Source organism: Mesorhizobium sp. WSM4833 (assembly GCF_055811095.1).
The window spans coordinates 230,211-244,023 of the sequence record NZ_JBVVQG010000005.1 but is presented as its reverse complement, the minus strand read 5'-3'; the positions used below and the strand labels follow the sequence as shown (position 1 = coordinate 244,023).

13 protein-coding genes are annotated in these 13,813 nt (G+C 64.1%); 2 read left to right on the top strand and 11 right to left on the bottom strand.

The window, feature by feature from the left end; genetic code table 11:
- Positions 1 to 39: 39 nt before the first annotated feature.
- The 10 genes from AC0L2D_RS11915 to gcvA all read right to left on the bottom strand — a co-directional run bounded on the left by AC0L2D_RS11915 (position 40) and on the right by gcvA (position 11,611).
- Positions 40 to 1,443, bottom strand: coding sequence for an MATE family efflux transporter (locus AC0L2D_RS11915; RefSeq protein WP_473541112.1), 1,404 nt, complete (start codon positions 1,441 to 1,443; stop codon positions 40 to 42).
- Positions 1,444 to 1,610: 167 nt separating this feature from the next.
- Positions 1,611 to 3,197: an FGGY-family carbohydrate kinase gene (locus tag AC0L2D_RS11910; RefSeq protein ID WP_473541111.1), complete on the bottom strand. Its 1,587-nt coding sequence runs from the start codon at positions 3,195 to 3,197 to the stop codon at positions 1,611 to 1,613.
- The gene (locus tag AC0L2D_RS11905; protein ID WP_024502046.1) at positions 3,194 to 3,877 is read right to left on the bottom strand and encodes an HAD family hydrolase; all 684 of its coding nucleotides are present in this window, start codon (positions 3,875 to 3,877) and stop codon (positions 3,194 to 3,196) included. The genes AC0L2D_RS11910 and AC0L2D_RS11905 overlap by 4 nt, the downstream gene beginning before the upstream one ends.
- Before the next feature lie 15 nt (positions 3,878 to 3,892).
- Positions 3,893 to 5,371 carry a mannitol dehydrogenase family protein gene (locus AC0L2D_RS11900; RefSeq protein ID WP_473541110.1) on the bottom strand — a complete coding sequence of 493 codons (1,479 nt, stop codon included), beginning with the start codon at positions 5,369 to 5,371 and terminating at the stop codon, positions 3,893 to 3,895.
- A gap of 146 nt (positions 5,372 to 5,517) precedes the next feature.
- Positions 5,518 to 6,288, bottom strand: coding sequence for an L-iditol 2-dehydrogenase (locus AC0L2D_RS11895; RefSeq protein WP_013528417.1), 771 nt, complete (start codon positions 6,286 to 6,288; stop codon positions 5,518 to 5,520).
- A 2-nt stretch (positions 6,289 to 6,290) separates the two neighbouring features.
- Entirely contained in the window at positions 6,291 to 7,289 is a 999-nt protein-coding gene (locus tag AC0L2D_RS11890) for an ABC transporter ATP-binding protein (protein ID WP_013528416.1), read from the bottom strand.
- A gap of 49 nt (positions 7,290 to 7,338) precedes the next feature.
- Positions 7,339 to 8,163 carry a carbohydrate ABC transporter permease gene (locus AC0L2D_RS11885; RefSeq protein WP_013528415.1) on the bottom strand — a complete coding sequence of 275 codons (825 nt, stop codon included), beginning with the start codon at positions 8,161 to 8,163 and terminating at the stop codon, positions 7,339 to 7,341.
- Positions 8,164 to 8,174: 11 nt separating this feature from the next.
- Positions 8,175 to 9,047, bottom strand: coding sequence for a carbohydrate ABC transporter permease (locus tag AC0L2D_RS11880; protein WP_013528414.1), 873 nt, complete (start codon positions 9,045 to 9,047; stop codon positions 8,175 to 8,177).
- A gap of 123 nt (positions 9,048 to 9,170) precedes the next feature.
- On the bottom strand, positions 9,171 to 10,481 hold the full coding sequence (locus AC0L2D_RS11875; protein WP_013528413.1) for an ABC transporter substrate-binding protein: 1,311 nt from the start codon (positions 10,479 to 10,481) through the stop codon (positions 9,171 to 9,173).
- A gap of 224 nt (positions 10,482 to 10,705) precedes the next feature.
- Positions 10,706 to 11,611, bottom strand: a complete 906-nt coding sequence (gene gcvA / locus AC0L2D_RS11870) for a transcriptional regulator GcvA (protein WP_013528412.1) — start codon at positions 11,609 to 11,611, stop codon at positions 10,706 to 10,708.
- A 110-nt stretch (positions 11,612 to 11,721) separates the two neighbouring features.
- On the opposite strand from gcvA, the gene AC0L2D_RS11865 reads away from it, so the two are divergent.
- Positions 11,722 to 11,907: a hypothetical protein gene (locus AC0L2D_RS11865; RefSeq protein WP_473541236.1), complete on the top strand. Its 186-nt coding sequence runs from the start codon at positions 11,722 to 11,724 to the stop codon at positions 11,905 to 11,907.
- Positions 11,908 to 11,944: 37 nt separating this feature from the next.
- On the opposite strand, the gene AC0L2D_RS11860 is transcribed toward AC0L2D_RS11865, so the two are convergent.
- The gene (locus AC0L2D_RS11860) at positions 11,945 to 12,904 is read right to left on the bottom strand and encodes a sugar-binding transcriptional regulator (RefSeq protein ID WP_013528410.1); all 960 of its coding nucleotides are present in this window, start codon (positions 12,902 to 12,904) and stop codon (positions 11,945 to 11,947) included.
- Between the two features lie 259 nt (positions 12,905 to 13,163).
- On the opposite strand from AC0L2D_RS11860, the gene AC0L2D_RS11855 reads away from it, so the two are divergent.
- Complete coding sequence (locus AC0L2D_RS11855; RefSeq protein WP_473541108.1) at positions 13,164 to 13,796, top strand: HAD family hydrolase; 633 nt, start codon at positions 13,164 to 13,166, stop codon at positions 13,794 to 13,796.
- Positions 13,797 to 13,813: the final 17 nt, after the last annotated feature.

Sequence of the window (13,813 nt, the reverse complement as noted above, 5' to 3'; positions counted from 1 at the left end):
CGTCCACAGGACAACAGCCGCCGAGCCCAACCGTCCTGTTCAATGCCCGAACGCGAGCGGCGGCGCCAGTCGGTCGCGCCGCAGCCAGCGCGCCAGCAGCAGCGCGGCCACCACGGCCAGCCCCGTCGACAGGCCGATCCAGATGCCGACGCCATGCAGGCCGAAATGGAAGGCGAGCAGCACGCCGAGCGGCAGGCCGACGCCCCAATAGCCGATCGCGGCATAGATCATCGGCACCTTTGTGTCGTGCAGGCCGCGCAGCATGCCGGCGGCCACCGCCTGGGCGCCGTCGAAGACCTGGAACAGCGCCGCGAAGACCAGGAACGACACGGCAAGTTCGATCACCCTGGCATTGGCCGGATTGCTCAGATCGATGAAGGCGCTGATCAGCGGATGCGGCCACAGGATCATCACCAGCCCCATCAGCGCCATGAACGAGACGCCGATGACGAAGGCGGTCCAGCCGGCGCGCGACACGCCTTGCGGATTGCCGGCGCCATGCGCAAGGCCGACGCGCACCGTCACCGCCTGGTTGAGGCCAAGCGGCACCATGAAGGAGATCGAGGCGATCTGGATGGCGATCGCGTGCGCGGCCAGCGAATCCGCGTCGATCAGGCCCATCAGCAGGGCGGCCGCATTGAAGATAGTCACCTCGAAGGCGAGAATGCCGGCAATCGGCAGGCCGAGCCGCAACAGGCCCTTGAAGCGTGGCCAGTCCGATCGCCAGAACCGTCCGAACAGACGATAACGGCGGAACTTCTTCTCCAGCATCACCACGGCAGCCAGGCCGATGAACATCAGCGTTGAGGACAGCGAGGTGGCAAGGCCCGACCCGGCAATGCCCATCGACGGCACGCCGAGATTGCCGAACATGAACACCCAGTTGAAGAAGGCGTTGCAGGCGACGGCAACAAAGACGATGACCAGCGCCCAGCCCGGCCGCTCCAGCGCCGAGATGAACGAGCGCAGCACGATATAGCCGTAGAAGGGCAGCACCGCCCATTCGAGCCAGCGTAGATAGATGCCGGCCTGATGCGCCAGCGCCGGTTCCTGGCCCATGGCCAGCAGAATGCCTTCGCCGTGCCAAAGCACGAGCCAGATCGGGATCGAGATCAGGATCGCCAGCCACAGGCCCTGGCGCACGGTGCGGCGCAGGTCGCGCACCGAATAGCGGCGGCGGCCAAGCTCGGTGGCGATCATCGGCGATGTCGCCAGCATCAGGCCGAGGCCGAAGATCAGCGGCATGAAATAGAGGTTGGCGCCAAGCGCGCCACTGGCCAGCGTATCCGGCCCCAGCCGGCCCATCATCATGACGTCGGTGGCCGTCATCGCGGTCTGACCGAGATTGGTCAGCACCATCGGCCAGGCGAGCGCCAGCGTCGCCCTGATTTCCTGACGCCAAAGATTTTCCGGCGCGCGAGCGCCGGCTTCGATCGCAGACATTGTTCCGCTCTTTCCAGCTACGGCGCGTCGGCCAGAGCCGGAAGCCGCATGTCAAACGGCAAAACCTTCGGTTTCGCGGCGTTTGCGTCAGCTTCTGGACGAAACGCGACATGAAGGCAAGAGAGGAGGGACGGGAACGGATTGAGCCAGGGACCGGCCCCGATGCTCTAGCGGATCGCGTCCAGCATCCGCCGCTGGCGGTGCATCTCGAGGAAAACCTTGTAGTCGCGGTCGAAACGCCCTGATGATTTCGGGTTCGACGCGCGCTTCCTGCCGCCTTGCTGCATGGCAAGACAGGCCGCGTTGAGGTCGGGAAACAGCCCGGCCGCGGTGGCGGCGATCATGCCGGTGCCGAGCAGCACCGCCTCGTCGGCCAGCGGCTCGATCACCGTGCAGCCGGTGGCGTCGGCATAGAGCTCCATCAACAGCGGGTTCTTGGTGTGGCCGCCGGTGACATGCAGCGTATCGATCAGATAGCCGTTCTCGTTCAGCGCCTCCAGCACGTGGCGCACGCCGAGCGCGATGCCGACGGCGGTGCGCCAGTAGAGCTTGCACAGGCTGTCGAAGGAGGAGTCCAGCGTCAGTCCGCTGACGACGCCGACGGCATGCGGATCGGCGAGCGGTGAGCGGTTACCATGAAAATCGGGCAGCACATGCAGCCGCGCGGCAAGGTTGTCGCCCTCGGTGGCGCGCAGCTCGGCGACACGCCTGGCGATCTTCGCATGCATGGCGGCATCCGGCTCGCCGCCGGCGCCGTGCCAGCGGATGATGTGGTCGAGCAGGGCGCCGGTCGCCGACTGGCCGCCTTCCGACAGCCACAGCCTGGGCAGCGCCGCGCCGTAATAGGGACCCCAGACGCCGGCGAAGGGCTGCGGATCCGGTGACATCGCCATGACGCAGCTCGACGTGCCGGCGATCAGCGCCAAATGCCGGCCGATGTCCTGTTGGTCGCCGGCAAAGCCGCCGAGCACGCCAAGCGCACCGGCATAGGCATCGATGACGCCGGCGCCGACCCGGCATTTCTCGCTCAGCCCAAGCTCGGCCGCTGCCTGGGCGGTCAGTTGGCCAATATAAGCGCCGACCGGGCTGGCCTTTTCCGGCAAATTGCCGTGCTCGAAAAGATCGCCGAGGCCGACGAGCGCAAAGAAGTCGCGCCGCCAGCCGGCCTCTTCATGCGCCAGATAGGTCCATTTGGCGGTCAGCGTGCATTGCGAGCGGGCCAGCGAACCTGTCGCTTGCCAGGTCAGGAAATCGGTGAGATCGAATAAATAGCCGGCTTCATTCCAGGTCTCCGGCAAATTGCGCTTCAGCCACATCAGCTTCGGTGTCGCCATTTCCGGCGACATGACGCCACCGACGTAATTCAGCACGGCATGGCCGCTTGCCGTGCATTCGTCGGCCTCCGCGATGGCGCGGTGGTCGAGCCAGACGATGGTGTCCCAGCGCTTGTCGCCCGTGGTCGAGACGCTGAGCTGGCCGCCTTGCCGGTCACGCACCACCAGCGAACAGGTGGCATCGAAGGAGATGCCGACGACCTCCTCGGCAGCTATGCCGGCCTTTTCGCGGGCAGCGCACACGGCGGCGCAGACGGCCGACCAGATATCGCGCGAATCATGTTCGGCGTGATCGGGCTTCGGCTGGTTCATGGCGATCGGCCGCTCGGCGCGGCCGAGCAAGGTGCCGTTGGTGTCGAGAATGCCCGCGCGAGCGCTCCCGGTGCCGACATCGACCGCGCAAACGAACTGTTTCGTCAAGATGCTCTGTCTCTCGCTCCCAGGCCTGCAATCAGATCGGGCAATTGCAGCATGTCAGCGAATATAAAGTCCGGTTCACTCGACGCAAGCCGCGCTTTCAAGGTCGGGTTGCCGGCATGCGAGCCGCCGGTGAAGGCAAACACGCGCATCCCCGCCGCCCGCGCGGCAATGATGCCGGCCGGGCTGTCCTCGATGACGAGGCATTTGCGTGGATGGGCCCGCATGCTGGCGGCGGCATGCAGGAACAGGTCCGGCGCGGGCTTTCCCTTGGCCACCATGGTGGCACTGAACAGGTGCGGTTCCATCAGCCCAAGCAATCCGGTGACGTCGAGCGCGTAGCGGATGCGGTCGAGCGTGCCCGAGGACGCGACACAGAACGGCAGCCCAAGCTTCGGCAGCATCTTCTTGACACCGGCGATCGGCTTCAGCTCCTCGCGGAATTTGCGCATCAATTCGACGCGCATCTCGGTCAGGTGCAGGTCGGTGATATCGAGCCCGAAGTCGCGGCCGAGGATCTCGCGCACGCTTTTCATGCTCTTGCCGAGGAAATGCTCGTAGGCGGCATCCTCACTGACGCTGCCGCCGGCAAGCCTGACCATGCCGAGCAGCGCCGAGACGGAGAGCGCCTCGCTGTCGACCAGCACGCCATCGCAGTCGAAAATGACCAGTTCAGGCGTCATGGCCGAGAATGGCTCTCAGAGCTTGCCGGCGAGGTAGCGCGTCAGCGTGGCGCGCGCGCCATTCGCCCACAGCACGTTGAGCGCATGGGCAAAGGCCTCGACAAACGCCGTTGCGCGGCCGACATCGCCATAGATGTCCTCCATGGCGAGCCAGGCGGCGGGAGCGTCCTTTGCTGCCTTTGCCGTCGCCTGTAGCCGGTCCCAACTCGGGTCGTTGGGCTCGATGACGGCGCCGCTGTCCGTCGTGCCGAAGCAGTAGCGGCACCACAATGCCGATTCCAGGGCCAGGCCGGCGACGCTTTTCCCAGCCTTCAGCCGGTCGGCGATGGTCGGGATGATGAACTTCGGCTGGCGGTTGGAGCCGTCGAGGCAGAGCCGGCGCACCGTGTCGCCGATCTTCGGGTTGGAGAAGCGGCTCTCGATGAGCTGGTAATAGTCTTCCAGAACCGTGTCCGGCACCGGCGGCACCGTCGGGATGATTTCGTCCCGTTCGAGCTTGGCCAGAAAACCGCTCACCAGCGGCTCCTGCATCGCCTCATGCACGAAATGGATGTCCATCAGGCCGGCCGGATAGGCGATCGCTGCATGGCCGCCATTGAGGATGCGGATTTTCATCAGTTCATAAGGCGCAACGTCTTTGACGAACTGCACGCCGACCTTTTCCAGCGGCGGCCGGCCATCGGTGAAATGGTCCTCCAGCACCCACTGCCGGAACGGCTCGCAGAACACCGGCCAGTTGTCCTCGAGGCCGAAATCCTTGGCCAGGATGCCGCGCTCGCGGTCGGTGGTGGCCGGCGTGATGCGATCGACCATGCCGTTCGGAAAAGCGACATGCTCGCTGACCCAGTTCGCCAGATCCTGGTCGATCAAACGGGCCAGGCCGATGACGCCGTCGGAGGTGACATGGCCATTGTGGGGAATGTTGTCGCACGACATCACGGTGAACGGCACGGTGCCTTCATCGCGGCGGCGCACCAGCCCGGCAAGAATGATGCCGAACACCGTCTTCGGCGTGGCGCCGGGCTGCGCATCGGCAACGATGTCGGGATGGGTCGGGTTGAACACGCCGGAAGCCGGGTCGATGAAGTAGCCGCCTTCGGTGATGGTCAGCGAAACGATCTTGATCGCCGGGTCGGTAAGCCGTTCGATGATAGCGGCCGCATCGCCGGGCATCAGGAAGTCGATCATCGCGCCGGTCACACGGGCATTCATATGGCCAGAGTCCTGCTCGACCACCGTGGTCAGCCAGTCCTGCTCTTCCAGCTTGGCGCGGCCGATCTTTTCACCGTCGAACACGCCGGCACCGATCAGCGCCCAGTCATGGCCGATGCCCGCATTGAACAGATCGTCGAGATAGACGGCCTGATGCGAGCGGTGGAAATTGCCGACGCCGAAATGCACGATGCCGGCCTTCAGCGTCGCGCGGTCATACTTAGGACCTGCGACGTTGGCGGGCAGCTTGGAGAGGTTAGAGGACGAGAGTTTCACGGTCATCTGTTTTACCCTTTGGCCGGGTTTCGGCCTTCGTTACGCTCCTCTCCCCGTCGGGGAGAGGATAAGGGGTGGCACTTGCTACGCGCCCGCTGAAGTCGGCCTCTGCTCCCCGCGGAGGGACGAGGAGCAGAGGCCGTCCCCCGCCCTCAACTCATCCACTGGCCGCCATCGACATTGTAGGTCTGGGCGACGATGTATTCGGCGTCGCTGCTGGCGAGAAACACAGCCATGCCGGTGAGGTCCTGTGCCGTGCCCATGCGGCCATACGGCACCGCCTCGCCGACCAGTTTCTTCTTCTCGCCCCTCGGCCGGTTCTCATATTTGGCGAACAGCGAATCGACGTGATCCCAGTGCTCGCCGTCGACGACGCCAGGGGCAATCGCGTTGACGTTGATGCGGTGCTTGATCAGGTCGAGCCCCGCCGACTGGGTCAGCGAGATGACGGCGGCCTTGGTGGCGCAATAGACGCCGACCAGCGCCTCGCCGCGGCGTCCGGCCTGGCTCGCCATGTTGATGATCCTGCCGCCCTTGCCTCGCGCGATCATCGAGCGGGCGGCTGCCTGCAGCATGAACAGCGTGCCGGCGACATTGACGGAAAACAACTTGTCGTAGCTTGCCCTGGTGATTTCGACGATCGGCGCCAGGTCGAACAGGGCGGCGTTGTTGATCAGGATATCGAGGCCACCGGTCTTCGTCTCGACGGCTTTCACCGCCGCCTCGATCGAGGCGAGGTCGGTGACGTCGAGCTTGACCGCATAGGCCTTGCCGCCAATCTCTGCGGCCGTCTTCTGCGCCGCCTCGAGATTGATGTCGGCGATGGCGACGGTTGCGCCTTCGCCGGCATAGGCTTCGGCGAAGGCTCTGCCGATGCCGCGGGCCGAACCCGTGATCAGCGCGGATTTGCCGGCCAGTCGCATGTTCAGATTGCCTTTCCGTCGGCGCCAAAGCGATGCAGCTTGGCCTTGTCTGGTGTCAGGTAAATGGTGTCGCCGTGATGGACGCCGAGTTCGCCGTCGGCGCGCACGGTCAGCGGACCGACGCCGTCGGCCTGGACGTGCAGGAAGGTGTCGGAGCCGAGATGCTCGGCGACGCCGACGACCGCCTTCCATTCGCCCGCCGTGGTCGAGATCTCCAGGTGTTCGGGACGGATGCCGATGGTCTTGGCGCCGTTTTTGGCAGCCGGCGCGCCCTCGATCAGGTTCATCTTCGGCGAGCCGATAAAGCTGGCGACGAACAGGTTCTTCGGCGTCTTGTAGAGCTCCATCGGCGAGCCGACCTGCTCGATGTTGCCGGCGTTCAGCACGACGATCTTGTCGGCCATGGTCATCGCTTCAACCTGATCGTGGGTAACGTAGATCATGGTGGTCTTGAGCTGATGGTGCAGCTCGCTGATCTCCAGCCGCATGGTGCCGCGCAGTGCCGCATCGAGGTTGGACAGCGGTTCGTCGAACAGGAAGGCGGTCGGCTGACGCACGATGGCGCGGCCGATCGCGACGCGCTGGCGCTGGCCGCCGGAAAGCTGGCCGGGCCGGCGTTCGAGGTAGTTGGTCAGGTTGAGCACGCGCGCCGCGTCTCCCACCTTCTTGTCGATGGTCGCCTTGTCCTCACCGGCCATCTTCAGCGGGAAGCCGATGTTCTTGGCCACCGTCATGTGCGGATAGAGGGCGTAAGACTGGAACACCATGGCGAGCTTGCGCTTGGCCGGTGCCTCGCCGGTGACGTCGCGGCCGTCGATGTTGATGGAGCCGCCGCTGGTGTCCTCGAGCCCGGCGATCAGGCGCAGCAGCGTTGACTTGCCGCAACCCGACGGGCCGACAAAGACGACGAACTCGCCATTCTCGATCACCAGGTCGAGACCGGGGATGATGGACGTCGCTCCGAAGGATTTCGAGACGTTCTTGAGCGTGATGTTTCCCATGGTTTCCTCCCCGAGGGGTTATTTCTGCCGATTGCTTCGGGCAATTCCGTTATTTCACCGCACCAAATGTCAGGCCGCGCACCAGCTGCTTCTGGCTGAACCAGCCCATGATCAGGATCGGCGCGATGGCCAGCGTCGAGGCGGCCGAAAGCTTCGCCCAGAACAGGCCTTGCGGGCTTGAGAACGAGCTGATGAAGGCGGTCAGGGGTGCGGCTTCCGTCGTCGTCAGCCGGATCGTCCAGAACGCCTCGTTCCAGGCCAGGATGATGTTGAGCAGCATTGTCGAGGCGATGCCCGGCACCGCCATCGGCGTCAGCACATAGACGATCTCGTTCCACAGCGATGCGCCGTCCATGCGCGCCGCTTCCAGGATCTCGCCAGGGATTTCGCGGAAATAGGTGTAGAGCATCCACACCACGATCGGCAGGTTGATCAGCATCAGCATGATCATGAGGCCGATGCGGCTGTCGAGCAGGCCTGTGTCGCGGAAGATCAGGTAGATCGGGAACAGCACCGCGACCGCCGGCATCATCTTGGTGGACAGCATCCACATCAAGATGTCCTTGGTCCGCTTGGTCGGCGAGAAGGCCATCGACCATGCCGCCGGTATGGCGACCAGCAGGGCCAGGATGGTCGAGCCGACCGAGAGCAGCACCGAGTTGAAGAAGAACTTGAAGTAGCCGCTCTGTGCCTGGACCTCGGTATAGCTCTCGAACGTTCCCGACGGGATGATGCTGAAGCCCTGGATGGCTTCCTGCTCCGACTTGAACGAGGTGATGATCGTGTAGAGGATCGGGAAGAAGATCAGCAGGGCGACGATCCAGGCGGCAACCGTCGCGATCGTCTTGTGCCGGGTGGTGACTGAGCGTGCCATCGTAGCCTCCCTTACTTGTCCAGGTTCTTGCCGACGGCGCGCATGGCGAAGAAGGCAACGATGTTAGCGAGAATGACGGCGATCACACCGCCGGCGGATGCCTGGCCGATTTTGAACTCCAGCAACGCCTTCTGGTAGACGAGGAAGGGCAGGTTGGTGGAGGCGTATCCCGGGCCGCCATTGGTGGTGACGAGGATCTCGGCATAGACCGAGAGAAGGAAGATCGTCTGGATCAGGATGACGACCGTGATGGCGCGCGACATGTGCGGCAGCGTCAGATAGATGAAGCGGCTGATGAAGCCGGCGCCGTCCATCTCGGCGGCTTCCTTCTGCTCGCCGTCGAGCGACTGCAGCGCGGTCAGAAGAATGAGCGTCGCGAAGGGCAGCCACTGCCAGGCGACGATGATGATGATCGCCAGCATCGGATGTTGCCCGAACCAGTCGATCGGCTGGGCCCCGAAGAAGCGGGCTATATCAGCGAACACCCCGTATTGCGGGTGCATGATCATGTTCTTCCAGACCAATGCGGCCACCGGCGGCATGACGAAGAACGGCGAGATGACGAGGATGCGCACGATGCCCTGGCCCCACATCGGCTGATCGATCAGCAGCGCCAGAAGGATACCGCCGATCACCGTGATCAGGAGCACGCTGACCACCAAGGTGAGCGTGTTGAGGATCGACTGCAGGAAGGCCGGGTTGGAATAGAACAGCGCGTAATTCGAGAAGCCGACGAAGCCGTCGCGGATCGGATTGAGCGGGTTGTACTGCTGGAAGGAGAACCAGATGGTGATGACCAGCGGCACGATCATCCAGACGAACAGCAGCACCACGGATGGCGCCATCATGAAACGGGCAAGCGAACGGGTCTGCTGAGTAGCCATGACGGTCACCCTTCACTGGTCAGACGGAATTTTCAAAGGCGTTAAAGGCGGCCGCCCGAACTGGGAACTCGGGCGGCCGTTGCCGGTCAAGGAGGCGACCGGCAGTCGGCACCGGGAGGAGCCTTACTTGATGTATCCGCCCTCGGTCATTGCCGCGGTGGCAGCGTCCTGGGCCTGCTTCAGCGCGTCGTCGACGCTCGACTGGCCGGCAAGCGCCGCCGAGAAGAGCTGGCCGACCGTGGTGCCAAGGCCCTGGAACTCAGGGATGGCGACGAACTGGACGCCGACATAGGGCACCGGCTTGACCGTCGGATGCGTCGGATCGGCGGCATTGATGGAGTCCAGCGTCATCTTGGCGAACGGAGCCGCCTTCTGGTACTCGGCATTGGCGTAGAGCGAGGAGCGCGTGCCCGGAGGAACGTTGGCCCAGCCTTCCTTCGAAGCGACGAGCTCCGCATAGTGCTTGCTGGTCGCCCAGGAGACGAACTTCTCGGCGGCATCCGCTTTCTGCGTGCCGGCGGGGATGGCCAGCGACCAGGCCCACAGCCAGTTGCCGCGCTTGCCCAGGCCATTGTCGGGCGCCAGCGCATAGCCGACCTTATCGGCGACGGTGGAGTTCTTCGGGTCCGAAACGAAGGACGCGGCGACCGTGGCGTCGATCCACATGCCGCATTTGCCCTGCTGGAACAGCGCCAGGTTTTCGTTGAAGCCGTTGGAGGAAGCCCCCTCGGGGCCGTCGGCCTTCATCAGGTCGACATAGAACTGCAACGTGTTCTTCCATTCCGGCTGATCGAACTGCGGCTTCCAGTTCTCGTCGAACCAGCGGGCGCCGAAGGAGTTCGACATGGCGGTCAGGAAAGCCATGTTCTCGCCCCAGCCGGCCTTGCCGCGCAGGCACACGCCGTTCACGCCATTGGCGCGGTCGGTCATCTTGTCGGCGGCCTGCTTGATGAAGTCCCAGGTCGGCGCGTCGGGCATCTTCAGCCCGGCCTTGTCCATCAGGTCCTTGCGGTACATGACGAAGGAGCTTTCGCCGTAGAAGGGCGCGGCATAGAGCTTGCCGTCGACCGAAAGGCCGCCAGCAATGGCCGGGATGATGTCCTTGGCGTCGTAGTCGTCGCCGAGCTTGTCGAGCGGCAAAAGCCAGCTCTGCTTGGCCCAGATCGGAACCTCATAGGTGCCGATGGTCATCACGTCGTACTGGCCGCCCTTGGTGGCGATGTCGGTGGTGACGCGCTCGCGCAGTACATTCTCTTCGAGCGTAACCCAGTTGAGCTGGATGTCGGGGTTCGCCTTGGTGAAGTCCTCGGTCAGCTTTTGCATGCGGACCATATCGCCATTGTTGACGGTGGCGATGGTGATGGATTCGGCGTGTGCGGCGAACGCAAGCGTGCTGGCCGACAACAAGCCCAGGGTGAGCGTGCGAAGTTTCATCAAATTCCTCCCTTGAACCAAGATGAGCATTTGCCTTGGCTTTGGGCAATTACTCACTTGGCGTGAATTATGTCAAGTCGGATTCGATGCTGCAGCGCAGCACCCGGGCGACACCGCAGGCCGGGACGAGCGGAAATTGCCAGGACGAAGAGCGTCCTGGCCGGATACAGTGCGGCAACAGCGGATGGATCTGTGAGACCAGGTGCAGCCCGCAAGCCTGCCGGTCAGCAGGCGATCTCGGCCAGCAGCCAGTCGCGGAAGGCACGGATCTTCGGCACGTTGCGGCGCGCTTCGGGGTAGACCAGCCAAAAGGCATGGCCGTCGTCGCCAACCAGATCGAAAGGCTGGATCAGGCGCCCACCGGCAAGTTCCGCCTTGAACAGCGCCCTGGTCAGGATCGCGACGCCATGACCGGCGATCGCCGCATTGGCCTCATAGGCCTGCGCGCCCATGCTGCTGCCGGGCCGTTTGGCGAGATCGTGCGAGTGCACGCCGGCAGCCTCGAACCATTGCGTCCACCAGATGTCGCCGGGATCGAGGATCGGCAGCCGCAACAGGTCCGCCGGTTCCCTGACGCCGCCGATGCTTGCCGCGAGCTTCGGGCTCAGCATCGGCGTGAAATCGGCATCGAGCAGCTTGTAGGCTTCCAGCCCCGGCCATTTGCCGCCGCCCGACCGGATGGCGAGGTCGACATCCTCGCGGGCGAAATCCGTCAGCCGGCTCGATGTTTCGAGCCGCACGGCAAGGGAGGGATGAGCGATCTGGAATGAGCCCAGATGGTGCGCCAGCCAGTTCGAGGCAAAGGTCAGCACCGTCGTGACGCACAGCAATCCGTCGGCGCCGCCACGCGCCGCCGCATAGGCCTGGCCGAGAATGGCGAAGGCCTCGCTGACCGCTGGCGCAAGGCGCTGTCCAGCCTCGGTGAGTGCGATCTGGCGCGGCCGGCGCAGGAACAGCGGCGCGCCGACCCGTTCCTCCAGCACCTTGATCTGATAGCTGACCGCCGCTTGCGTCATGGCAAGTTCCTCGGCCGCCTTGGTGAAGGAAAGATGCCGCGCCACCGCTTCGAACACCCGGATCGCCTGCAGCGGCGGAAGCTGTGAAACCTGCCGAGAGCTGAGGTCCGGCATAAAGCCTCCTTATGGGTCCTTATCGACGTTCGATTGGCAAAGGCCGCCGTCAAGACCGACATTTCCAGTCAACCCGTCATTCGGGTTCAGGATAGCGAAGGTTGACGATCATGACCATGGCGCAGCAAAAATGCACTTCCGCACCCGATCATCGCTGGTTTTCGTGGCTGACGGATGGATTCGGCTGGTTCGCAGCCCAAAAACGGGCACATCTCGACATCAGGGACCTGTCGCCGCATCTGCAGCGCGATCTCGGTTTTCTCGATGGCAACGACCCTTTCGGGCGGCACAGCTAGCGCGGTTGGTTTTATCGCAAATCAGTTGTGCTTCCGGTCAGATGCTGGCGAGCAGCGCGGCGGCGGTCCGTTCATCGGTGATGAGGCCGTTGATCAGCCGCCGGTTCGCGGCCGCCAGGATGCCCGGCAGCTTTCGTTCTCCCATCGCCAGTGCGATGACCAGCGATTTCTCGCGTGACGGCAGCGACGCCGACGACACCCGGTCGTTGGTGATGCCCTCGATCATGCGGCCTTCCCTATCGAACACCCAGCCGACGATCTCGGCGATGCCGCCGGCCTTCTGCAGCGCCTTCAATTCGCTCTCCGAAATGAAGCCGTCCTCGTAGAGCGGCGCCTTGGGGCCGAGGTCGCCGATGCCGATGAAGGTGACGTCGGCCTCGGCGGCAAGCGCAAGCGTCGGCTGGATCATCGGCTGGTTGAGCAGCATCTCGCGCTCCTCCGGCGACGAGGCGATGACCGGCAGCGGCATCGGGAACGAACGCGCCTTGACCCTGTCGGCCATGGTGAAGATGACATTGTAGAAAGCGGCCGAGCCGTCCGGCGAGATGTTGCCGGTCAACGACACCACCTTGTGCTGCGGGCATTCCATCGGCGGCAGCTGCTCGATCGCCGCCTTCAGCGTGCGCCCGGTGCCGATCGCCATGACGATCGGCGTCGGTGAACGCAACCGTCGCTCGATCTCGGCGGCAGCCGCCTCGGCGATGCCGATCGTGGTCGAGGACGAGTTGGGGTCGCTCGGCACCACTTCGACCAGATCGAGCGCAAAGCGCGATCTCAGCCGTGCCGCCAGATCGAGGCAGTTGGCGATCGGATGGTCGACGCGAACCTTGATCAAGCCCTCCGACACCGCCAGCGATACCAGCCGCTGCGCCGTTTGCCGCGAGATGCCAAGCGTCGAAGCGATCTGGTCCTGTGTGTTGCCGGCAACATAATAAAGCCAGCCGGCGCGTGCCGCATCGTCCAGCCTGTTGCTGCCACCATCCTGCCGGCTATTCAAAGTCCTGCCTCCCGAGACCGCCGGTCATGAGAGCGGCCCATGCCCACTTTCGCAGGGAACGGCCTGCTGCGCAATTGTCAAATCTCGGGGGCAATTGCTTGCTGTCCCTCGGCGTAGGCACGGCCCAGTTTCTCGTCTCCCCACGATGTCTGTCTCGCCAAGAGACTTGGCTGCGGTCCCGGCAGGCGGCACGTTCTTGCGCTCCGAAGGTTTATCTCCCGGCTCAAACCCTTTAAGGGATGGCAAAAAGGAGCCTCGCATGACGCCGAAAGCGGTTTTCTGGGACATGGACGGCACGCTGGTCGACAGCGAACCGCTGCACGAAGCTGCCCTGGTGGCGGCGATGCGCAATGTCGGCCTTGTCCCGCCGGACGATCTGCATGAGCGCGTGCTCGGCGTCGCCGCCTGGCCGGTCTACGAGATGATGCGCGACGAGTTCGGCCTGGACCTGCCTTTCGACGACTGGATCCTGCGCAAATACGAACACTACCTGCCGCTGGTGGAGAGCTTGAAGCCGCGCCCCGGCGCGATCGAGATCTTCAACGAGCTGCGTGCAAGAGGCATCCAGCAGGCCGTGGTCTCGAATTCGGACCGGATGATCGTCGACGCCAATCTGAGCATGGTCGGCCTGATCTACCCCGGCATGAAGACGATCAGCCGCAACGACGTGCGCGAAGGCAAGCCGCACGCCGAGCCATTCCTGCGCGCCGCGTATCTGGCCGATGTCGACCCCGCGCAGGCGGTGGCGATCGACGATAGCTGGCCGGGCGCCATGGCAGGGCTGGCAGCGGGAATGAAGACGATTTTCTGGCCGGAAAAGCCGATGGAAGGCCCGACTGGCGCCGTCGTCATCAACAGCGCCGAGGAATTGGGGAAAGAGCTGGGGCTCTGAGGAAAACCGCCCAGGTC

Bases quoted from the DNA above. Each gene is read 5' to 3' on its own strand.
- AC0L2D_RS11915 (WP_473541112.1), bottom strand. From the start codon at position 1,443: ATGTCTGCGATCGAAGCCGGCGCTCGCGCGCCGGAAAATCTTTGGCGT.
- AC0L2D_RS11905 (WP_024502046.1), bottom strand. From the start codon at position 3,877: ATGACGCCTGAACTGGTCATTTTCGACTGCGATGGCGTGCTGGTCGAC.
- AC0L2D_RS11900 (WP_473541110.1), bottom strand. From the start codon at position 5,371: ATGACCGTGAAACTCTCGTCCTCTAACCTCTCCAAGCTGCCCGCCAAC.
- AC0L2D_RS11895 (WP_013528417.1), bottom strand. From the start codon at position 6,288: ATGCGACTGGCCGGCAAATCCGCGCTGATCACGGGTTCGGCCCGCGGC.
- AC0L2D_RS11890 (WP_013528416.1), bottom strand. From the start codon at position 7,289: ATGGGAAACATCACGCTCAAGAACGTCTCGAAATCCTTCGGAGCGACG.
- AC0L2D_RS11885 (WP_013528415.1), bottom strand. From the start codon at position 8,163: ATGGCACGCTCAGTCACCACCCGGCACAAGACGATCGCGACGGTTGCC.
- AC0L2D_RS11880 (WP_013528414.1), bottom strand. From the start codon at position 9,047: ATGGCTACTCAGCAGACCCGTTCGCTTGCCCGTTTCATGATGGCGCCA.
- AC0L2D_RS11875 (WP_013528413.1), bottom strand. From the start codon at position 10,481: ATGAAACTTCGCACGCTCACCCTGGGCTTGTTGTCGGCCAGCACGCTT.
- gcvA (WP_013528412.1), bottom strand. From the start codon at position 11,611: ATGCCGGACCTCAGCTCTCGGCAGGTTTCACAGCTTCCGCCGCTGCAG.
- AC0L2D_RS11865 (WP_473541236.1), top strand. From the start codon at position 11,722: ATGACCATGGCGCAGCAAAAATGCACTTCCGCACCCGATCATCGCTGG.
- AC0L2D_RS11855 (WP_473541108.1), top strand. From the start codon at position 13,164: ATGACGCCGAAAGCGGTTTTCTGGGACATGGACGGCACGCTGGTCGAC.